This window comes from Paenibacillus ferrarius (assembly GCF_002027705.1).
Lineage (GTDB): Bacteria > Bacillota > Bacilli > Paenibacillales > NBRC-103111 > Paenibacillus_E > Paenibacillus_E ferrarius.
Genome location: NZ_MBTG01000034.1, coordinates 30657 through 54146 on the forward strand (window position 1 = coordinate 30657; position 23490 = coordinate 54146).

Annotated in this window: 10 protein-coding genes; all 10 read left to right on the forward strand. The window is 45.0% G+C overall.

The features are described 5' to 3' along the window. Positions 1 to 37 precede the first annotated feature (37 nt). The 10 genes from BC351_RS28715 to BC351_RS28760 all read left to right on the forward strand — a co-directional run bounded on the left by BC351_RS28715 (position 38) and on the right by BC351_RS28760 (position 23341). Positions 38 to 904: a carbohydrate ABC transporter permease gene (locus tag BC351_RS28715; RefSeq protein ID WP_079417468.1), complete on the forward strand. Its 867-nt coding sequence runs from the start codon at positions 38 to 40 to the stop codon at positions 902 to 904. 278 nt (positions 905 to 1182) lie between these two features. Next, positions 1183 to 2058 carry a carbohydrate ABC transporter permease gene (locus BC351_RS28720; protein ID WP_079417897.1) on the forward strand — a complete coding sequence of 292 codons (876 nt, stop codon included), beginning with the start codon at positions 1183 to 1185 and terminating at the stop codon, positions 2056 to 2058. Then, complete coding sequence (locus BC351_RS28725) at positions 2055 to 2936, forward strand: carbohydrate ABC transporter permease (RefSeq protein ID WP_079417470.1); 882 nt, start codon at positions 2055 to 2057, stop codon at positions 2934 to 2936. Before BC351_RS28720 ends, BC351_RS28725 begins: the two co-directional genes overlap by 4 nt. A 34-nt stretch (positions 2937 to 2970) precedes the next feature. Continuing rightward, complete coding sequence (locus BC351_RS28730) at positions 2971 to 4992, forward strand: beta-galactosidase (protein WP_079417472.1); 2022 nt, start codon at positions 2971 to 2973, stop codon at positions 4990 to 4992. Positions 4993 to 5256: 264 nt separating this feature from the next. Further along, positions 5257 to 7083, forward strand: a complete 1827-nt coding sequence (locus tag BC351_RS28735) for a sensor histidine kinase (protein WP_079417474.1) — start codon at positions 5257 to 5259, stop codon at positions 7081 to 7083. A 70-nt stretch (positions 7084 to 7153) separates the two neighbouring features. Continuing rightward, positions 7154 to 7405 (forward strand): hypothetical protein, encoded by a 252-nt coding sequence (locus tag BC351_RS28740; protein WP_079417476.1) that lies wholly within the window; start codon positions 7154 to 7156, stop codon positions 7403 to 7405. Between the two features lie 40 nt (positions 7406 to 7445). Then, on the forward strand, positions 7446 to 9086 hold the full coding sequence (locus BC351_RS28745; RefSeq protein WP_158082260.1) for a helix-turn-helix domain-containing protein: 1641 nt from the start codon (positions 7446 to 7448) through the stop codon (positions 9084 to 9086). Between the two features lie 115 nt (positions 9087 to 9201). Continuing rightward, positions 9202 to 10518: an ABC transporter substrate-binding protein gene (locus BC351_RS28750; RefSeq protein ID WP_079417480.1), complete on the forward strand. Its 1317-nt coding sequence runs from the start codon at positions 9202 to 9204 to the stop codon at positions 10516 to 10518. Positions 10519 to 10675: 157 nt separating this feature from the next. Further along, positions 10676 to 17698, forward strand: coding sequence for a discoidin domain-containing protein (locus BC351_RS28755; RefSeq protein WP_158082261.1), 7023 nt, complete (start codon positions 10676 to 10678; stop codon positions 17696 to 17698). Positions 17699 to 17857: 159 nt separating this feature from the next. Next, complete coding sequence (locus BC351_RS28760; protein ID WP_079417484.1) at positions 17858 to 23341, forward strand: NPCBM/NEW2 domain-containing protein; 5484 nt, start codon at positions 17858 to 17860, stop codon at positions 23339 to 23341. The last annotated feature ends 149 nt before the right edge of the window (positions 23342 to 23490 follow it).

Sequence of the window (23490 nt, forward strand, 5' to 3'; positions counted from 1 at the left end):
GACGCTAGCCCAATACTTTCGTTTCGGAGGCCTAAAAATGACTGTACAACAGGCAACGATTGCTTCACGACGAAAAAGCGGGATCAGGATCAGCGCCTTGATCATGCAGTTTTTTCTCATCGTATTTGCTATTATTCAAATATTTCCTTTGGTATGGCTCTTCCTTTTTTCTTTCAAAGATAACGCAGATATATTCAGCGGCAACGTGATCGGTTTTCCGAAGGTATGGCATTGGGAGAATTATAGTTCCTTGTTTGCAGGCGGCAAATTAAGTCTATATTTTATCAATAGTTTGATTGTCACATTTGTTACGATGGTACTTACCGCCATCTTGGCGACTATGGCCGCCTATTCCTTATCAAGGTTGAAATGGAAGCTCAGTAAAGTGACACTTATGGTTTTTATGATTGGGCTTATGATTCCTATTCATGCAGCCTTGCTTCCAGTATTTCTTATACTGAAAAACACGGGTCTTCTGGACACCCGACTAGCGTTGATTCTTCCTTACACAGGGTTCGGATTGTCTCTCGCGATAATTGTCATCGTTAATTTTTTCGTTACGCTTCCCCGTGAGCTTGAAGAGTCGGCCTTTATTGACGGCAGTGGAATTTATCGGACATTTGCTGTGATCATGATGCCGCTGGTGGCGCCTGCTATCGCAACCGTTTCCATATTTACGTACTTGTCTTCATGGAACGAATTAATGTTTGCCATTACGTTTATCAGCAGTGACAACCTGAAGACTTTGACGGTTGGGATCATGTCGCTGTCGGGGCAGCATTCAACTTCTTGGGGACCGATCGGAGCAGGGCTTTTCATGTCAACTCTGCCTACGATCATTCTGTATTTACTTATGAGTTCTCAGGTTGAGCGCAGCTTAACGGCTGGTGCAGTCAAAGGATAACCAGAAATTCGCTGATTTCAAAGTCCCTTAATGAAAAGAAAGGTGCAGATATCCTCTGTTTTTTCGAGGAGGCTGTACCTTTTTTTTCTGTTTCTGAAGGATAACGGTTTGTTTAAGCGCAGTATGCCAACAAAATTTATCAATTAAAAGCACAAAAATTATCATGTGAAAGCGCGTCCAATCTCTCTAGAATTAGGCTTACAAAAGGATGATCTAAGGGATATGCCTGGTCATTGCAACATCATAGATCAAGGAATGAGGGGTAGCACGTGAGTAACATGATGCAAAAGAGAGTGCTTGTTGTTTCTTTTTTGGCATTGCCGGTTGGATTATTGCTGTTATTTCTGATTTACCCTACAGTGAAGCTGTTTGAATACAGTATGACTGACTGGAATGGGATCAGCAGGGAGCTGCATTTTGTAGGATTTGAGAATTATTTGAAAGCGCTCAAAATGTCGCAGGTGTGGCAGTCGCTTTCGAACAACTGGCTTTATTTCATTATCCATGCGCTCTTGATACCATTTGAAATTTTATTAGCGGTTATGCTAAATGCCAAGATGAGAGCTAGTGAATTTTTTCGCTCTATCATTCTATTGCCCTACATCATCAATGGTGTAGCTGTCGCTTACATTTTCAGCTATCTGTACAACCCAGTGAACGGTCCAATCAACGAGCTGCTGACAGCTGTCGGAATGGAAGGATGGATTCATAACTGGTTAAGCGATGTGAAAATTGTAAACTATTCGCTTGTTGCGATCTCGCTTTGGCGGTTTGCAGGCTTTCATATCATCTTGTTTCTAGCGGGCGTGCAGTCTATTCCGAACGATCTGTATGAAGCTGCAACGATAGACGGAGCAAATAAAATACAGCAGATTCGCTTTATCGTTCTGCCAGGCATTCGCCGCGTCATTGAAATTATATTGTTCCTGAATATTCGGGGAGCGCTGCAAGTATTCGATATTCCTTTCTTAGTTACACAAGGCGGTCCGGGAACTTCAAGCAGTACGTTCACGATTTTCACGATCAATACAGCATTTAAGTTTAATAGTTATGGTTTAGCGTCGGCAATGGCTATTATTCTGATGGTGATGATCATTGCATTCAGTTTCATTCAGAACTTATTGATCCGTGAGAAGGGAGAAAAATCATCATGAGCCTGTCCCAAACAGAGATTGCCGTCAAGCCAAACCAATTGGAAAAGGCTAGAAGGCTTTCCCTCCTCGGTAAAACACTGTATTACGTCGTTCTCGCGATCATTACGTTAATTATTTTCGTACCGCTGCTTGTCGTCGTTTTTGCTGCTTTCAAAACATCGCCTGAGCTTGCGGCTACATCGCCGTTTTCGCTTCCCAAGAGCTTGTCGTTTCACAATTTCGCCGTCGCATTCGAGAAAGCGAATATGCTGGTAGGATTAATGAACTCGCTTAGCGTTACGGTATCAAGTGTGGTCATTAATGCAATTCTCGGAGCAATGACGGCATTCGTGCTGAATCGATTTAATTTCCGTTTCAAGAAAACGATCTTTCTGTTGTTTATCGTGGCATCTGTCGTGCCTGCCTATACCACAGAAGTAGCCCGTTTTCAAACCATTAAGTCACTAGGGCTGTATAACACAATTTTCGCGCCGCTCATTATTTATGCGGGTACGGATTTGATGCAAATTTTCATTTATTTGCAGTTCATTGAGAAGATATCCAAGCAATTAGATGAAAGCGCACTTCTCGATGGCGCGTCGTATTTCCGGATTTTCCGCTCTATTCTTTTCCCGCTCTTGCTTCCGGCTACGGCTACGCTGGCGATTATCAAAGCGGTTGATATTATGAACGACATGTATATTCCTTATCTATACATGCCCTCTAAGAAGCTAAGCACGTTATCAACCGCTTTGATGACGTTTGTAGGCGAACGGGCGACCTATTGGAACGAGCTGGCAGCCGCTATTATTCTGGTCATGCTTCCAACCATTGTGATTTACTTGGTTTTGCGTAAATTTATTTTTGCCGGACTCATGGACGGAGCGATGAAAGAGTAGATCTGTTCGATTATTCTATTTGGAGGTATTTCCAATGATTAATGACAAACTGCCATACATCTATTATGGCGGCGATTATAATCCTGACCAATGGCCTGAAGAAGTGTGGCAAGAAGATATGAGAATGTTTAAACTAGCGGGCATTAATATCGTGACGCTGCCCGTCTTCAGCTGGGCGAAGCTGCAGCCATCGGAGGATAGCTACGATTTTGAGTGGCTGGATAAAATCATTGACACGGTCGCGAAGGAAGGCATTTTCCTGTGCTTGGCTACATCAACTGCGGCGCAGCCTGCCTGGATGTCTCGGCTGTATCCGGAAGTGCTTCCCGTTGATGTGGATGGAAGAAAGCGCACGCATGGCTCCCGCGTGAACTTCTGTCCCAACAGCAGCGTATACCGAATGTTCTCCAAGCGCTTGGCAACCCGATTAGCAGAACGTTACGGGAATCATCCCTCATTGCTCATTTGGCACATCGGCAACGAATACGGACCGCATTGCTATTGCGATACCTGTGCGTCAGCATTTCGAACTTGGCTGCAAAATAAATACGGTTCCTTAGAAGTCGTTAATCGTGTGTGGAACATGAGTTTCTGGTCTCATACGGTTTATGAATGGGAAGAAATCGTGCTTCCTACGAATTTGAATGGAAATAATAAATGCTTTCAAGGGATCGCACTGGATTATAAAAGATTTATGTCGGATTCTATATTGGCGTGTTACCAAGGCGAGTATGACACGATTAAAGCGATCACGCCGAATATCAAAATCACAACGAATATATGGGGACTATTTAACGGTCTGGATTTAAAGAAATGGGCCGATCGGATGGATGTTGTTTCCTGGGACAGTTATCCTCAAATGAATGAGCCGATGAGCAACGTTGCGATGAGGCATGATTACATGAGGGGGCTCAAGGATGGACAGCCTTTCATGCTGATGGAGCAGACGCCAAGCCAGCAAAACTGGCAGCCCTATAATAGTCTCAAAAGGCCGGGCGTTATGCGCCTTTGGAGTTATCAGGCGATAGCGCATGGAGCGGATACGGTAATGTTTTTCCAATTGCGCCGTTCAGTCGGCGCATGCGAAAAGTATCACGGCGCTTTGATTGCCCACGCGGGTCATGAGCATACAAGGGTATTTAAAGAGTGTACGCAATTGGGACAAGAGCTGCATGCATTGGAAGATACGCTGCTGGATTCTGTCACTGAGTCCAAAGTAGCGCTGCTGTTTGATATTGATACGTGGAATGCAGTGGAAATGACCAGCGGTCCGAACGTTGATCTTGATTATCTCAAGCAAGCGCAGAAATATTACAAAGCCTTCTATGATTTAAACGTTAGCATTGATGTCATTAGTCCGCTAAGCGACTTTTCCAAGTATGAGTTAGTGATTGCTCCAGTGATGTATATGATGAAACCTGGGGTGAGTGAACGGTTGAAGTCGTTTGTGAAGCAGGGTGGAACGTTCGTCACCTCATTCTTCAGTGGGATTGTGAATGAGAACGATCTTGTTACACTTGGCGGCTATCCGGGTGAATTGCGCGATCTGCTGGGGATTTGGGTTGAGGAAATAGATGCGCTTCAACCAGAAATGACCAACACCATTATCATGCATTCACCTTTCGGAAAGCTGCGGGGAGAATACGAATGTGGACTCTTATGTGACTTGCTTCACCTTGAAGGAGCAGAGGCGCTTGGCGTCTATGGGCGCGATTTCTACGCTGGCATGCCGGCAGTCACCCTCAATAAATTCGGGCTAGGGGAAGCATTTTATGTAGCAACAGACCCTGATCCTAAGTTTTTGGAGGAGTTCAGCCAAACGCTGTGCGAGCGCTTGAATTTGCGGCCGGCTCATCAAGCACCTTATGGTGTTGAGATTAAGAGCAGACACAAAGAAGGCAGAACGTATACCTTTGTCTTGAACCATAATGCTTACGAAACAGTCATTCTATTAAATGAAGGAACATATAAGGATTTATTGTCTCACCGAGTTTACGAGCATGCGTTGGTGTTAGAGCCGCACGGGGTAGCGATTTTAGAAGATTTAGACTTATGATTATCGAGGGAAGGCAGTCATGTCTTCTCTTCCTATTCTTGCTTATTATTAGGAAGTAATTGGAAATAAAATGGTATTGACGAAGTGAATAATAAAATCTATGATGACGGTAGATAATGTCGAATCCTGCTGAAATCAGGATCAGATATTCATGAGAGCGCAACTAATTTCACCCAAATTACCTGGTCTCCCAGTCATCCCGATAAATAAGGGAATATGTAATCTCAGTGCACAGTTGTATCTTGAGAATGGGGGACGAGCGCTATGAGACTTATCAAAAAAAGATGGCCAATTACATCGATTCTATACGTGATGTTCTTTTTCGTTGTTGTGATGCCCATTGTTTTAGTTGCGTTGCTGTCATTACGAGCTTACACCAATATTTTACTGACCAACATTACCTCACGTACAATGCAGACTCTGGAACAAGTCTCTTACTCCATTGATCAGGAAAAAAGCAGGTATATCAGGACTGTTGCCGCCATTGCCTCCGATAATAATGTCATTTCCCTTGCTACTTCCTTCCATCGCAGCACGGAATCCAAAGATTTATTCAATTATTCCTTTCAACTAGAAAATCAACTGAAAAGTTATTTGCACGATATGCCTGACGTTGTTTCTGCGATGTTCGTCTATCGCGACGGGGGCGCCTACTTTTTTGAGGGTACCCATTTTCATAACATCGACACGCGGATCAACGAAAATTATTTGAAGGCAACGTCTCTTTATCGGAAAACGCTTCAAAATCAAGGGCGAGTCCAGTTATTCGGTTCTGAAGAGAATGTGTTGATTGAGTCGAATGACAAATATATTTTGTCCGCAGCTATAGCTCCTCCGTATGAAAGGTCATTCAGCGACGTAGAGATGATCTATTTTGTGATACAAGCAAAAATGTTCGAGAATTTGGCAGAATCGACTTCCAACCAAAACGGCAGCTATATCATCCTTGATGGAAGTGGAAATATCATGTTGGACACGAGCAAAGATAAAAATCAAAGTATTGAAAAGCAAGCGATCGAACAAGCCCAGAATAAGAAAACCGGCAATTTTAAAACCATGGCTTATGGTGAGCAGATGTTCGTTACCTTTCTGACCATGGAGCGAGCGGATTGGAAAATCATCTACATTACTCCGTACGATCAGATGACTTCTGAGGTCAGGCAAATCTATAAATTTATTATGAATGTATCTGCGGCAGGCTTGGTCATATTTTTGATTGTATCTTTCTTCCTCGTTCGCAGTATCGTAGGTCCGATCAAATCATTAATCTATCAGATGAATAGAGTGAAAAGCGGTTCCTTTCATGTCGATCTGGAGCTTTCAGGGCCACTTGAGATTTATTCGTTAGGAAAAACATTTCAAAATATGACTGTGCGCATCCAGGAACTTATCATCGAAAGGCAAGAACAAGAAAGGCTCAAAAACCGCGCAGAAATAGATGCGCTTCAATCTCAAATTAATCCTCATTTTTTGGTCAATACCTTAAATGCCATCAAAATCATGGCGATGTTGTCCAAAGCAACCAATCTGGTTGAAATGACGGATTCCCTCATCAAATTGTTATCATCTACGTTTCATCGCGGCGGTTCTTATATTCAGTTATACGATGAGCTGCAGAGCTTGGAAAAATATGTTCATATTATGAAAGTCCGCTATGGCGACCGATTCAAAGTGGAATACGACCTCGACGAAAGTGTGACAGACACTTATATTCTCAAGCTGCTTTTGCAGCCCATTTTGGAGAATGCGATTATTCACGGATTTTACGGCAAAGAAGCGATGGGGATCGTCAAAATTTCATGCAAAAAACAGAGAGATCAGCTCATCATTACAATCACTGACAATGGGAAGGGGATGAAGCAGCCGACCATGGAAGCTTTGCTGCAAACGAAAAAAGTGGAGTCGCTATGCGGTATAGGCATTGCCAATGTCAATGATCGAATTCGCTTAAACTACGGAGAGCCGTATGGATTGGAAATTGACAGTGAGCTGGGGGTTGGAACAGAGGTCATTGTTGTATTGCCGCTTTTGCCCAACAATCCAGATCAGCCTGCGACTACTCGTGTATTGATTGATGAAAAGCCTGTTTAGACCGATGATTGCCGGCACGATAAGTTTATCCAGATGAACAGAGAGATGGATAAAGGGGGCGACTTGTTCTATGAAGTTTTGCTTATATGATACCAAATATGACCGAGTTATTCTCATTGAGAAAAACTTTCTTACTGCGTTGACGTTGAAGGATAAATTCGCTCTGTCTGTTGATATTGCTGTACTTCCAATTCTATCAGAGAAAGAATACCTGTCTTTTCCCAGTTCATTTCGTGGAGAAGTTAGCGGTCGTTCTTACTTGCTATACGAAGTTCCGGGTGTCATCGAGTTAAGGTATGATCAGGTTATTGTTCAGGAGTAGAACGAGCCTATCGGTTTTTATTCAGATTGGGGATGAAGAAATGTTTAGAGTGATGATCGTCGACGACGAGCCTCTAGTGAGACTTGCCATGAGTGCAATTATTCCGTGGAGTGAGCTGGACTGCGAGGTGGTAGCTGAGGCTGCGGATGGTCATGAAGCTTGGGAACGGATTTCAAGGCAGCAGGACATTGATTTAATGATTGTCGATATGACCATGCCGATCATGGATGCCCTTACGCTGCTTTCCAAGCTGCAGGAAGCGAATTTAGCTGTCTCTCCAGTGAGTATTGTATTGAGCGCCTATTCTGACTTTGATTTCGTCCGGCAAGCGTTTCTGCTGGGGGCCGTGGATTACATTAAGAAAGCTAATCTTGATCCGGAACATATCATTCCGGTGATTGAGAAAGCTGTTAATCAGTTAAAAGAAAACACGATTTCTTCCGCTAGATTGAGTAAAGATCATAGGGACGCTGAGCTTAAGCAGCGAGAATCATGGCTTCGTGGATTATTATGCGATAAAGATTACATGTATAGCCATAATTTAACGCAGGACGACTCCTTCTCACAATGGATGCTGCAATTCGCGAACTTTCAGCATGTCCTTGTATCCGTGAAGTCGGATAAACCCAATCCGCTAACGGATATGACGCTGCATGGAAGTTCGGACAACGATGTTCATGTAGCCAGGATTATTAAACAAGGGATGGAAATCGTCAAGCATCCCTATGAATTACTGCAGATCCAAGAGGGCGAGCTTGCACTTCTGCTATGTTTTGAGTCATCCACAAGCTTTTTGAATTTGCGGGGATACGTGATGGAACTTCTGGATTCTCTGCGCAATACAGTCAAAAACTTTCTGAATGTTTCGCTGTCTATCGGGGTAGCCGAGTCGTGCACAGACTGGAAAAGCTGGCATTTGAGATACAGTCAGGCAAGCAGTCTTGCCAGTTTGCGATTCTCAGAAGGCCCTGGGCGCGTATATTATCCTGAAACGGTAAGCATACACGACAAACAGCTGCCTACGCCGTATGATTACACGGTGATGATGTATCTCATGGAGAAGGGAGATAGCAAGTGGCAGCAGCAATTGTACACGGGATTAAATCAATTGAGCGAAATGCCCAATGTAAGCCTGGAAAACTCGCTTCCGATTTATGAAGAATTGATTTGGAATATAGGGGCATTGCTGCATGCAAAAGGGATGAACTGGACACATGTGATAGAAACGCGGCGAAGACCTTATGAGATTGTTGAACAATTCACTTTCCGTGAAGACTTGCATGAGTGGATTGAAAAGCTTGTATTTCGCCTAGCAGATTTGCTGCATCCTGACAAAATACGCGAAGAAAACCCGCAGCGGTTGGTGGAGAGAGTCAAGCGTTACGTAGAGAAAAATTATTGCAATTCAATTACGCTTGGTCAAGTTAGCGAGTGGGCACAAGTGACGGAGAGCCATCTCAGCAAACAGTTCGTCAAAGAAACGGGCGAGCATTTCATTGAATACGTGACAAAACTGCGGATTAATGAGGCAACCAGGCTGATCGAAACCGACATGAAAATGTATGAAATCGCCGTGAAAGTGGGATATGAGAACCCCGAACATTTTAGCCGTGTGTTTAAAAAATACCGGGGCATGAGTCCGCAGAAGTATCGGGATAACTATGCAAGGAAAAAAGATTAACCCCAAAATATATCATGGGAATCACCAAATATATCAATGAAAGCGTATTCTGTATTTTTGTAAGATAAGGGTGTAAATAACAAGTTACGTATTCCTGAGGGGGTTAAGAAAAACTATGAAAAAAAGATTAGTAACATCTGTACTTTCAATTGCCTTGACGTTTGGATTAGCAGGGTGCGGTACTAATACGGCACCTGCGGCACCTACGAACAACAACAGTTCAGCTGCTCCTACAGCAGCGAACACCGCAAAAGAGAATGCGGTTACATTAAAACTGGCGATGTGGGATAGCGACAGTGAATTCTTGGATAGCTGGACTAAAAAGGTAAAAGAGTTTTCAACCGTTATGCCAAACGTGAAAATGGAAGTCGAAACGTTCAAAAGTGATGGCGATTACTTGCAAGCGATGAAAGTAAGATTAGCGGCTAACGAGCTTCCGGATATTATCGAATTGAAGCCGAATTTCATCAATGATTTCAAAGCGGAACTTCTTCCACTGAATGACTTGAGCGTTACAGCTAAAAATACGAAAGCCAAGCAATATGCTGTAGATGGTAAAATTCTAGCATTGCCTGTTATCTCGTTCCCTGAACTTGTTTACTATCATCCGAGTGTATTTAAGGAGTTGGGCTTAAGCGTTCCAACAACATGGGAGCAGTTTGTAAGCGTATTAACGGCGATTAAAAAGGGCGGCAAATATCAGCCTTATGCGATGGGCGGCAAGGACTCCTGGCCGAATTATCCGTTTAATGAATTCATGCCGATATTGGCATCCGGTGACGCCAACTACTACGACAAAATGGCCGGAATGGACAAACCTTTTGACAAAGGTACGCCTTTCTACAAAGCTTACACGGATATTCAAACCCTTTATGATGCCAAAGTAATGGGCGCTGATCCGCTTGGCTTAAGCAATGACCAAGCGACTGGATTGTTTGAAGCGAAAAAGGCAGCGGTGATTGCTGCTGGACTTTGGTACTTGCCGCAGTACAAATCGAAAGTGGGCAACACGGATGACTTAGCAGCATTCGCACTGCCAACTCGTCATTCGGAGACGGAGCCGCTGAAAGTGATGACGTTCACGGACAACTTCTTCGGTATTAACAACAAATCCAAAAATGCAGAGGCAGCTAAGAAATTCCAAGAGTGGATGTTCAGTTCGGATGCTTACTCCTTCTATGTGAACAAGAAGCAAGCGAACTCTGTCATGGAAGGCGTTAAAGCCGATGTTCCTTTCCTTAATGATTTCTACAAAGCGAACAAAGTTGAAGAGTTCAGCTTTCTTCCAGGCGGAGAGAACTTCAATAAATATGTAAACTCGATCCAATTGGATTGGAAAAAGCTTGGTCAAGAAATGATGGGCGGTACTCCGCTTGATAAGATTGCTAACGATCTGAATGATAAATGGACAAAAGCGAGAGCAAGCAAGTAAGTTTTGCGCTTGAGAATGGGAGAGGGATGCATGGTCATCTCCTCCCCTTATTAGGGGGAATTGATGTAAATCAGATCCCGTTTTTTTTGAAGAGACTGGTAAGCGTTTCCAAATTATGGTTCCGATGGTTATGCCATCTAAGAAGGAGGTTATCTGGATGACTACAAAAGTTGGAAGAAAGTTATTTGCTTCATGCCTTGCTTTGACATTAGTTTCACCAGCATTTTACGGGTTAACGGCTCAAGAGGCGAGCGCCGCTACAACTACGATTGATTTAGATCCAAGCCACATGCAGCAATCATGGGACGGTTGGGGAACATCGCTCGCCTGGTTCGGCAATATAACAGGCGGCTGGGAAGATGCAACGAGAAATGCGCTGGCCGATGCGCTTTATTCGCCTCAAGGATTAAATTTCAATATTGCCAGATATAATATTGGCGGCGGTGAAAATCCTGCCTATAAGACTATGCGTCAAGGCGGTGCAGTTCCTGGATACTCGCCATCCCCTGGTGTATTCGACTGGTCGCAGGATGCCAATCAGCGTTGGTGGCTGAAAGCAGCAAAAGCAAGAGGTGCCAATAAATTGGAAGCGTTTTCCAATTCGGCTCCCTATTATATGACGGTTAGCGGAAGTACAACGGGAAATGGTGGTAAGGATAACTTAAAGTCGGATCAATACAATAACTTTGCCGACTATATGGCAACCGTTGTAAAGCATTTTAGAGATGATCCGGACTTGCAAGTTAATTTCGATTATCTTTCTCCGGTCAATGAACCTAGCACGGACTACTGGAAATTCAAAGGGAATCAAGAAGGTTCCCATTATGACGTTGCTTCGCAAATGAAGATCATTAATGCAACCCGTGCGAAACTGGATGCCAAAGGCCTTCAATCGGTTAAAATTGCGGCAATGGATGAATCCGTTCTGGATACCTTTATAACCAATTGGAATTCGTATGATGAAACAACGAAAGCAAATGTCGGGAAAATGAACACCCACTCCTACGGCGGTTCAGATCGGGTCGGAGTCAGCAATCAAGCCAAAGCTGCAGGCAAGCCGTTATGGATGTCTGAAGTGGATATTGGTCCTTCTGGAATTGCTCACAATCATGATGATTTTGAACCGGCATTGGGCTTAGCGGATAGAATTATGACGGACGTTACTTGGCTTGAGCCTAATGGTTGGGTACTCTGGCAGGCTATTGAGAGCGAGAAAAACATGAGAGATAATGAGGACATGAACTGGGGTATCATTCATGCCGATTTCGATACGCAAGAGTGGTGGTATACGAAGAAATATTATGCCATGCAGCAATTCAGCAAATTTATCCCGCAAGGCTCCAGATTCATCGCAGACAACAATGACAACACACTAGCCGCTTACGATCCTTCCAAGAAAAAAATCTATGTCGTGTATAGAAATGCAAATACGACTAGTCAAGATATTTCTTTGAACATGTCACAGTTTGATGCTGTTGCAGGAAATGCAACGCCATACGTTTCTTCCGCTACGGAGAATGTGGCACAGAAGGCCGAAGTTTCGGTCGTGAATAAAATGTTGAATGCGACTGTTTCTCCGAAATCAATTACTACTTTCGTTATTGACGGAGCAAACTATGCGGACAGCAGCGAGGTTGGGGTTATCCCTCAAAGTCAGATGAGTGCAACGGCAAGCACCTCCGCTTCTGGTGAGGATGCGGACAAAACATTAGACGGCAAGGCGAATACAAACTGGCATTCCGCTTGGTCCGGTACACCGGCTCCGGCTCCTCACACGATTACATATAACTTGGGAGCCAGCTATGACGATGTGTACCAGTTGAAGTATTTGCCAAGACAGGATAACAGTTACAACGGTGTTGCGACCAAGTATGAAATCGCTGTCAGCACAGATGGAGCGAATTTCTCTCCGGTTGCCGCAGGGACGTGGAGTAACGACAAGTCAGAAAAAACGGCAACGTTCACACCAAGGCCTCATACTACTCATGTGAAGCTTACAATCAATGAATCAAATAACGGAGACGGTACGCAGTTCGGATCGGCTGCCGAGATTAATATTTTGAGAAAGCCCGGATTTGCAGTGGATATTTCGATGCTTGCCAATGCTATCCAGCGAGCTACAGATTTTATTACTGCCAATAGTGCAAGCGTTGACATTACGAAATTGCAATCATTAGTTAACGAAGCTAACACGGTTAAAAACACTCCTAATGTAACTCAGGAATTAGTCGATACTACACTAGCAAAACTTAACACAGAGTATAGCCTGCTAGTAAGCAGCGATGAGAACGGGATTATCCCGCAAAATCAGATGACGGCAACATCAGACAATTCTGCAGCCACTGAAGGTCCGGAACGTACGCTGGACGGCAATGCCGGAACAAATTGGCATACGGCGTGGGATGGTTCTTATACGGCCCTTCCGCACTCCATCACGTATAATCTTGGCAAGGCGTATAACGGTGTTTACAAGCTAAAATACTTGCCTCGGCAGGACGCAGACTGGAATGGTGTTGTCACCAAGTTTGAAATTTCCGTGAGTGACAATGGCACCGATTTCAACAAAGCTGCTGAGGGAACTTGGAACGCAGACAAGACGGAGAAAACAGCAACTTTTAATGCGCAAGGCGCTAATTATGTAAGATTTACTGCGCTTGAATCCAGAAGCGATGCCGGCAAGCAATACGGATCGGCTGCCGAAATCAATCTTTATAACAAGGACGGATTTGCTATCGATAAGTCCAGTCTTAATGCAGCGGGAACTGGAGCAATTAGCGTTGCAAATGATTTAATAAGCAATTTTAACAAAGATCTTGCCTACTTGATTACGTTGAAAGCTCAGCTTGCGCAAGCTGATGCGCTGTTGAACAGCCCGGCGGCAACGCAAGAAGAGATTGAGAAATTGGCAGGCAAAATTACGGCTGAAATCAACACGATCAACTCGGGTTTCAAGCAGGTTAGTGGAATTAGTCTCTTCTATGCGCCTGAAGCTTATGCATCCAATCCTTCCAATCTTATTCTGGATAACAATGCCAACACTTTCTATGAATCAAACTGGGCATCCAATGGCAGAAAATTTAGATCAGGCGATTATATCATTATGGATCTGGGCGAGAGCAAGGTCGACGTTGGGAAGCTATTGGTTACGCCAAGGCAAGACAATGAGAACGGCAGAATTAAAGAATACAAAATTTATTTGAGCGATAACGATTTGTCCGGGAAAACGCCAGACGGTACTGAACAGTATCTAAAGGATAATTTCCGGTTTGCAGCAAATGGTTCTTTCGACTCAACCAGCAAGAGTGTTCAAAATGCTACATTCAATTCAAGCAAAGCCAGATATGTTGCGATTCAGGCCATCACGACTGGCGGCGACGGCAACACGCTCAGTGTAGCGGAGATTGCAGTCAGTCAGAAAGCAGGAACAACCGTTTTCAATACAAGCGGCTTGCAAGCAGCCATTAATCAAGTACGGACGGTAGTAGGTATCAGTCCTGAAGTGGAGGACACGATTGAAAAACAAATTGCCTCGATCGGCGTTCTTAGCGATATGACCAGGGAATCGATTATCTACTACACGAAAGTCTTGAATGATATGTACAATTTCTATCGGGGCTTAGGCAGCGTTAAGTCCATTATTAGCGGCGAAAAATGGCTGGATACAGAAGGCGTGCCGATTCAGGCTCATGGCGGAGGCATTGTGTACAACGAGAAGAACAAAACGTACTACTGGTATGGCGAAGACAAATCGGCAGATAATGTGGGCTCGGGTTATGTACCAGTAACAGGCGTTCATGCGTACTCTTCTATAGACCTGTACAACTGGAAAAATGAAGGGATTGTATTGCCGGTATTCAACAACCCGCAACTTGGCGAAGATGTATTGCCTGCCGGAGATCTGCCATTGTACTTGAGCGAAAATTCGGAGACGTATAAGACTAGCGGGAAACCATTTGACCCTAAACGTGTTGTTACGATTACAAAAAGAGATGACGACTATACTGGATCAATGAAATCGCCAATTAATTCTTTGAGCAGGTATAATTCACCTGAACGCATAGCTGAGCTAAATGCCTTGTATGCGGACAAAACGAATGCCGAGAAGCAAGTGATGTATAAAGATTTTAACTGGGATAAAGTTGTCGAACGTCCGAAGGTTGTCTACAACAAGAAAACGGACAAATATGTGATGTGGTGGCATCAAGACGGACCGATCGCTGGTGAATATTGGGCGGCGGAAGGCGGCGTTGCGATCAGTGATTCGCCAACAGGTCCGTTTAAATTTCTAGGTACATCCAGATTGCCGAACAATGGATGGGGCGGCGGCGAAGGCGAAGGTATGCTTCGCGATATGACGTTGTTCGTCGATGATGATGACAAAGCATATCTCATCTACGCATCCGAAGGTAACGGAACAGAGATTGTTATGCAGTTGAATGATGACTATACCGGACCTGCGAAGAACGAGAATAACCAGTCGGTAGAAGGCGTTCACTGGGCTAAAGCTATCTGGAATCATCGAGAGGCTCCGGCGATCTTCAAGCAAGACGGCGTGTATTATATGATTACGTCAGGTACTAAAGGCTGGGAACCAGTCGCAGCCCAATATCATACAGCGACCAATATTTTAGGTCCATGGACAGATAAAGACAACCCGGCCAGAGGCTATAATAACGACAAGACATTTTACAGTCAAAGTACTTTTGTGCTTCCGTATAGGGATGGAAATGGAAATGTCGTTCCGAATAAGTTCATCTTTATGGGGGATCGTTGGAATGCTTCGAATCTAAAAGATTCCAGATATGTATGGCTGCCGATCGATGTGAACACGCAAGACAAAACAATCGGATTCTGGTGGCAGGATGAGTGGGATTTCTCTTACTTCCAGCCAGGTAAGAAGGTTACTTACAACAGTAATGGCGGCAGTGTGGTTCGAGGTGCTTTCGGAGTGACGGAAGGTTCGAAGATAAATGCGCCAGCGAATCCGAAAAGAAAAGGGTATATATTTGACGGCTGGTATCAAGATGTCGTATTCCAAAATGCTTGGGATTTCACAATAAACACGGTTCAGGCGGATTTTACGCTGTATGCGAAATGGGTGCCAGTGGACATAGCGGAAGTCGTGCCGGTAAATGTGACCACAGTTGTTTATACTGCGCCAAAACTGCCTCAGACAGTAACGGTTCGTTATAACAATGCCAAAACGGAAAACAAAGCGGTGCAATGGAATGCGATCGATCCTTCCCTCTATGCGGTGAAAAACAGCTTTAGCGTGAACGGAGTGGTAGATGGAACTACGCTTGCTGCTGTTGCCAATGTAAGCGTAATAGAGGGCGTCTACTTTGATAGAAAAGCGCTTGAGACGCTTATCCTGAATGCTACATTGGAGCTTCATGCATCCACAGAAGGAACGGCAGTCGGCAATTATCCTGCAGGCTCGAAACAAACCTTGCAAAATGCCATCAATGCCGCACAGAATGTTTTCAATAACGAGTCTGCCGCCAACGAGCAGCTCCAACAAGCAAGGGGTACGTTGGATAACGCACTGACAACATTCAAAAATAGTGCGATCACAGAAGTGAAAGTTCAAAGCATCACGGTCACCAGCCCGACCGATCTTATTAACTTGCTCGGCAGAACCCTGCAAATGAGCGCTGTCGTGTCGCCGGACGAAGCAACGAATGCGACAGTAACATGGGCTGTATATGAAAGAGACGGCTCGCCAACAGATAAAGCGACGATTGATAAAGACTCTGGCCTCTTGACCGTTTCCAAGGTCGGTGTTGTGAAAGTAGTGGCAACGGCAAATGACGGTTCTGGAGTCGTCGGTTCCAAATTGATTTCGATCACAAGCAACCAATCAAATCCCGATCCCGATCCCGGTTCAGGTTCTAATTCGAATCCTGTGTCTGTAACCCCGACTACGCCGCCAGTTGTGAAAGAAGATCCGACTCGTTATGTGCCGAATGATTCGGAACTTCGGATCGATTCTACACAAGACGGGCAGACCTCAATAACGGCGACGATCGATCCTAAACGGTTGGCTCAAAAATTAACAGATCTTCATGGGAAAGGTAGTTCTGTTCTCAATTTTGAAATTCCTGGTGAGCATGCATCGAACGCCATACAACTGCCGATTCAGGTCTTGTATAACGGGTACAAAGAAAATCCGGGAACTATTTTGACGATACACAGTCATTTAGGCACGTATGATTTGCCGCTTTCGATCCTGAAACGTGAGGATGTTGCGAGTCTTGCTAATGCAGAAGACGCAACGCTGATCGTTCGCATGGATAAAGTGAAGGCGCAGCCTAAAGAGCAATTCGAACGATCGCTTACAAATAAAGGTCTGGAACGCGTAAGTGATATTATCGATTACAAAGTGATTCTGAAATCCAAGGACAAAGAAGTAGAAATTACGAACTTTGGCAACAGCTTTATCACACGTGTAATGAATGTAAATGGCATCATTCAAGACCCTTCAGCTGCTACAGCGGTTGCTTTTGATCCGGTTACCGGAAAACTTCGTTTTGTGCCGTCTGTGTTCGCCGTGAAAAACGGCAAGACAGAAGTAACTGTGATCCGTAATACGAACAGTATGTACACGATCGTTGAAAACAAGAAAACGTTTGACGATATGAACGGGCACTGGGCACAGAAAGATGTTGAGAACCTGGCTTCCAAAATGGTGATCGACGGAACAACGGATCGCTCGTATACGCCAGAAATGAAGGTCACTCGGGCTCAGTTTGCAGCACTCCTCGTAAGAGGACTTGGTTTGCCGACAGAGACGACGCCTAATGTATTTACAGATGTTGCTGCCACTCAGTGGTATGCCTCAGAAGTAGGTACAGCGGCGAAGTACGGATTGGTTCAAGGTGTTGGCGAAGGCAAGTTCAACCCGGATCAACTGATTACGAGAGAGCAAATGGTCGTCATGATGATGAAAGCTGCCCATCTCGTTCAGGGAGAAGCGCAACCGGAAGCTGTGACGAATTCCCAATTTGCTGATCAAGACCAATTGTCGGACTATGCCCGCAGCGCGGTAGCAGAAGCCGCTGACAAAGGATTGGTACACGGGAAAACAGCAACAAGCTTTGCTCCACAAGATGCAGCCACTCGCGCAGAGGCTGCGGTGCTTATCAAACAAGCGATGCAATATTTGAAGTTGATTAATTAATACCAAACAGCTCGATAATCTGATTTCGGTTCAATTAAAAGTTGAGCCGAGATCAGGTTTTATTATTATCGATGAAAAATCTTTTGTGAAGCGCACGATTGTAAGCGCTTTATCATTATGTTTGTGAAACAAACAACAAGTGTATAGGAGGGGAATTAATTGTGTAAAAAGATTTCAACATGTGTAGGACTTATATTTATGCTTCTTTTTGTCACGGTGGCTCCCGTTTTTGCGAGTACAAATATTCAAAGCACAGCAAGCCCCGTTGTGAATGATAGTTACACGAATCAGAAAAACTATGTGGATCTCAGGTTTGGTATGTTTATCCACTATAACATGGGAACCTATCACGATCAGGAATGGGTGACGCCAGGACAAGATCCACTATCTTTTAATCCTGAGCATGTGAATACAGACCAATGGGCGCAAGCCGCCAAATCCGCAGGTATCAAATATACCGTTCTAACGACCAAGCATCATGACGGATTTGCCCTGTGGCCAACCAAATATGGCAATTATAACGTGATGAACAGCTCCTACAAGAAAGATATCGTAAGGCAATATGTAGATTCCATGCGCGCTAAAGGAATTTTGCCGGGGCTATACTTCTCCATTTGGGATCGTCAGCAAGGTATTCAAAAGGGTTCCGTCAGCAGAGCGGATATCGAATTTATTAAAGGGCAACTAACAGAGTTGCTGACGAATTACGGCGAAATACCGGTTCTAATTATCGACGGCTGGGCCTGGGAGATGGGTCATAATGAAGTTCCATATCAAGAAATCCGCGAATTCATAAAGCGACTACAGCCTAATATTCTTATTGTGGATCACAATGGACAAACGCAGCCATGGGATGAGGACATTATTTATTTTGAAGAACCTAAGGGCGTTTGGGCGCCTTCCAACAATGCGTATGCCGCTAACCAGGGCATGCCGCTCGTGTCCAGTCAATGGTTCTGGCACAATTGGATGACGAATACAGAGCCGGCAAGCGTGCAGAATATTGTGCAGGATCATCTCGGTTTTTTGGAACCGCGTTATACAAACTTTTTGCTCAACGTTTCACCGAATCCGGATGGGGAACTGGATAACAACGTAGTCAATCGATTGGGGGAGATTGGACAAGCATGGTCGCCGAATGCATCTCGTCCTCCACTGCCTGGGCAGCCAATCGTGATGGAGCATCCGATTACAGCTAATTCGGCAACGGCTACTAGCGGGAATGCAAGCAATGCGATTGATGGCCTTATGGATTATGTAAACGACACTTACTCTGAGACTGTTTGGCAAACCAACACATCTCTGCCTCAATCCATTACATTGGATTTGGGCTACACGTACAACAAGATTAATCTGTTGAATTACTTGCCTTCGCAAAATTTATCACAAGGTATGATTACTTCCTATAAGTTATACGTGAGCGAAGATGGTACGAACTTCACTTCGGTTACTAGCGGAACATGGGATGGGGACAAGACCATGAAACGTGTGACTTTCCCATCGCAAACAGCACGCTATGTCAAAATGGAAGTGAATTCGGCCGTAGGCGGCTTCGCTGCTGCAGGCGAGCTGGCAGTCGGCTCATACACCAATGAAGTTCCAACTCGGACGGGGATTGACTCCTTTGATGTCAACACGTTGTATCGCATCGTCAATAAAGCGACTGGCAAAGCATTGGGAGTTGAGAATTCGCCAGCGAATGGAGCGGCTGTTGCTGAGCGAACCCAATCGGGTGCGCTGGATCAGCAATGGGTTATCGATGATGTAGGTCTGGGCAAATATAAGATTGCCAATAAGCAAAGCGGACAAGTGATGGATGTTCCAGGTGCCAGCAAAACGCCAGAAAAACCAGTCATTCAATGGACAGATTCTGAAACTTCTGCAGATCCTCCAGCCATAAACCAGCAGTGGACCATCTCCAATGTTGGCAATGGTTACTTCAAAATTACCAACGTAAACAGCCGATTGGCCTTGGAAATCAGCAACGGTTCTGCAACTGACGGAAATCCGGTTGTTCAAAACACGTATACAGGAAGCGACAGTCAATTATGGAAAGTGGAAAAACTGCCTTCTCTGATTAAAAATGTGAAAGTGAACGGAGTGTCCGTCAAAGGTCTTAATTCTGAGAATCGTACGGCGACGCTGACTGTTTTGAGAGAGAAAAACCTGGAAGTGCCAACAGTGACAGCGGACAAAGCATCTGAAGACGTGCAATTGGTCATCCACCCAGCCGACAGCTTGCCAGGCGCAACGACCATCACAGCTACAGCTGACGGCGGAGCGACACAGGAAATCTACACGCTGAACTTTGAATTGGCGGATCGTTATGCGAGCGACCTGGAATGGTTAAGTGCATCTTCAGGTTGGTTAACCGTTAAGAAGGACAAAAGCCTGGACGGAAATACAATAAGGCTGATGGGCAATAGCGGCGCTGCAACGTACGAGAAGGGCTTTGGCGTACATGCCGAGTCGAGAATTATATTTGACATTTCCGATAAAAATTATGAGTCCTTCACGGCTCTTGTCGGGGTCGACCAAGAAATGGCCAAATCGCCGTCTTATGCCGACGTGGAATTCAAGGTACTTGTAGACGGCGTAGAGAAATTTGCGAGCGGTGTGATGAAGGTTACTGATTTGGCCAAAGCGGTTGATGTCAATGTAGCTGGCGCAAGCGTTGTGGAACTTGTTGTGACGAAGAGCGATAACGATAATAGCGAGGATCATGCAAGCTGGGCCAATGCAACGTTTAGAATTGCGGAAGGCAAATCCGAACAGAAGGAAGAATTGCCTGAAGTTGACTATTTGAGCGATCTGAACTGGCTAAGCGCATCCTCAGGCTGGTTGGATGTGAAGAAAGACAAGAGCATCGCCGGCAATGCGATCGTATTAAAGAATGGGGCCGAGGATATCTCCTTTGCCAAAGGCCTTGGGACTCATGCCAATTCAACGATCAAGTATGATCTTACTGGAGCTAATTATGAAACCTTCTCCGCCTTTATCGGTGTAGATAAGGAAGTGAACGGCGGAAGTTACAAAGGCAACGGCTCGATACAGTTTAAAGTGTCAGGAGTGAAGAACGATGACACGATCGAATCGCTTTACTCCGGAAGTTTGTTGAGAGTGTCGGATGATGCCAAATTTGTGAAGGTGAATGTTAAAGGTTATAAAGAGCTAATATTGGAAGTTACTGATTCCGGCAATGGAAACAGTGAAGATCACGGCGATTGGGCGAATGCGAAGCTGACTAAGCTGAATGTTGAAGCGACACCCGTGATTTCGGGAGTTATGCCAGTAAACGTAGTTACGGCTACGTATGTTCCGCCGGTTCTGCCTGCGAGTGTCACAGTTGTGTATAACAATGCGACAACTGCCGATAAGTCGGTTCAGTGGGATCTGGTAGATTCGTCTAAGTATAAATCAGCTGGCAGTTTTCTCGTGAATGGTTCAGTAGATGGCACCGTCATACCCGCTGTAGCGAACGTAACGGTTACAGAAAACACGTATAGAGCTAATCTAGTGGCGCTTATCGCGAATGCCCAAGTTCAATATGATTTTGCTGTAGTAGGAACAGCAGTCGGCAATTATCCAGCAGGCTCGAAATCAACCCTGCTAGCAGCAATCGCACATGCGCAGCAACTTGTAGACCTGAATGCTGCTACTAAGCAGGAATTCGAAGCTGAAACGGCAGCGTTGAACACCGCACTGCAAGCGTTTGTGCTAACCAAGATTGGACAGGTGAACGTACTATCGATCGCTGTCACAAGTTCGACGACGACGATTACCTCGAAGGGCGGAAGCCTTCAATTGCAAGCAGCGGTGCTGCCTGCCAATGCCACGAACAAAACAGTGACATGGGCTGTATACGAAGCGGATGGCACGACGGTAACGGATAAAGCGACAATTGGCGCAAACGGATTGTTGACGGCTGTGAAAGACGGCGTCGTGAAAGTAGTAGTAACGGCAACTGATGGTTCCGGTGTTCATGGGGAAATGGTTATTATCATAAGCGGTCAAACGGACATTATCGATCCAGGCACTGATCCTGTAGATGTAGCAACGATTAACATCACAAGCGCAGGCAATGGGTCGACGATTACCGCGAAGAACGGAACCCTTCAATTAGGCGCTACGGTACTTCCTGCCAATGCTACGAATAAGTCGGTGACATGGGCGGTATATGAAGCGGATGGCAGAACACCTACAGATAAAGCCAGAATTGACGTAAACGGTTTGTTGGCAGCTGCGAAGGATGGAATCGTAAAAGTGGTTGCCACAGCAAACGACGGTTCGCTGGTCTATGGGAACAAAGTCATTACGATATCTGGGCAAAATGACAATCCAGGCACTAACTCTGGATCTGGCAGTTCCAGCAGTTCTGGCAATCCAACCACATCGCCAGTGAAAGAAGATCCAACTAAGTACGTACCCAAGGATACGGAACTTAGGATCGAGCCTGTACAAGAAAGTCAAACAGCTGTAACGGCAATCATCAATCGCGAACGACTGGTGCAGAAATTAGCAGATCTTAAAGCTGCAGGCAGCTCTATCCTCAATTTCGAGATGCCAGGCGAGTATGAAAGGAATGCCGCAGAGCTGCCGCTTGATATTTTGTACAACAGTATGAAAGAAAATAAAGGAACGGTTCTGACCCTAAGAAGCCATTTGGGATCATATAACTTGCCGCTATCTGTCCTGAACCGTGAGGATGTTGCGAGTGCGGTCAATACGGAAGGCGCAATGCTGATCATTCGCATGGATAAAGCGAAAAGCCAGCATGAACAGCAATTTGAACAATCCATCGCAAATAAAGGTATGAAACGCGTAAGCGATATGATCGATTACAAAGTGATTCTGAAAGCCAAGGATAAAGAAGTGGAAATTACGAACTTTGGCAACCGTTTTATCACACGCGTGATGAATGTAGATGGAGTCATTCAAGATTCTTCAACTGCGACTGCGGTTGTTTACGATCCGATCACAGGAGAGCTGAGGTTTGTACCATCGGTGTTCACTGTGAAAAACGGCAAAACAGAAGCAATCATAACCCGAAATAAGAACAGTCTGTATGCGATCGTTCAAAACAAGAAAACATTTGACGATATGAACGGACACTGGGCACAGAAAGATGTTGAGAGCCTGGCTTCCAAAATGGTGATCGACGGAACAACGGATCGCACATATACGCCGGAAATGCAAGTGACTCGGGCTCAGTTTGCAGCACTTCTCGTAAGAGGACTGGGGTTACCGACGGAAACAACGCCATCCGTGTTCACAGATGTTGCCGCTACCCAGTGGTATGCATCAGAAGTAGGTACAGCCGCTAAGTACGGCTTGGTTCAAGGTGTAGGTGAGGGCCGATTCAACCCGGATCAGCTTATTACGAGAGAGCAGATGGTCGCCATGATGATGAAAGCTGTCCATCTCGTTCAGGGAGAATCGAAAGCAGAAGCAGTGGCGAATAACCAATTCTCTGATCAAGACCAGTTGTCGGACTATGCAATCAAAGCGGTAGCGGAAGCAACTAGCAAAGGTCTGGTTCATGGGAAAACAGCAACAACCTTTGCACCGCAAGATGCAGCCACTCGCGCAGAGGCTGCGGTGCTTATCAAACAAGCGATGCAATATTTGAAGTTGATTAATTAATGCGAAACATCTGATCACTCATTAAAGAAAAGTGTGTGCGGGGAAGGAGACTTTATTCAGTAAGTCTCCTTTCTTCTTGTTGATGAAATAAGGGCTATGCATCTGCATGATGAGTAGAACGAAGCATGCGGATACTGTCCCGAATAAGG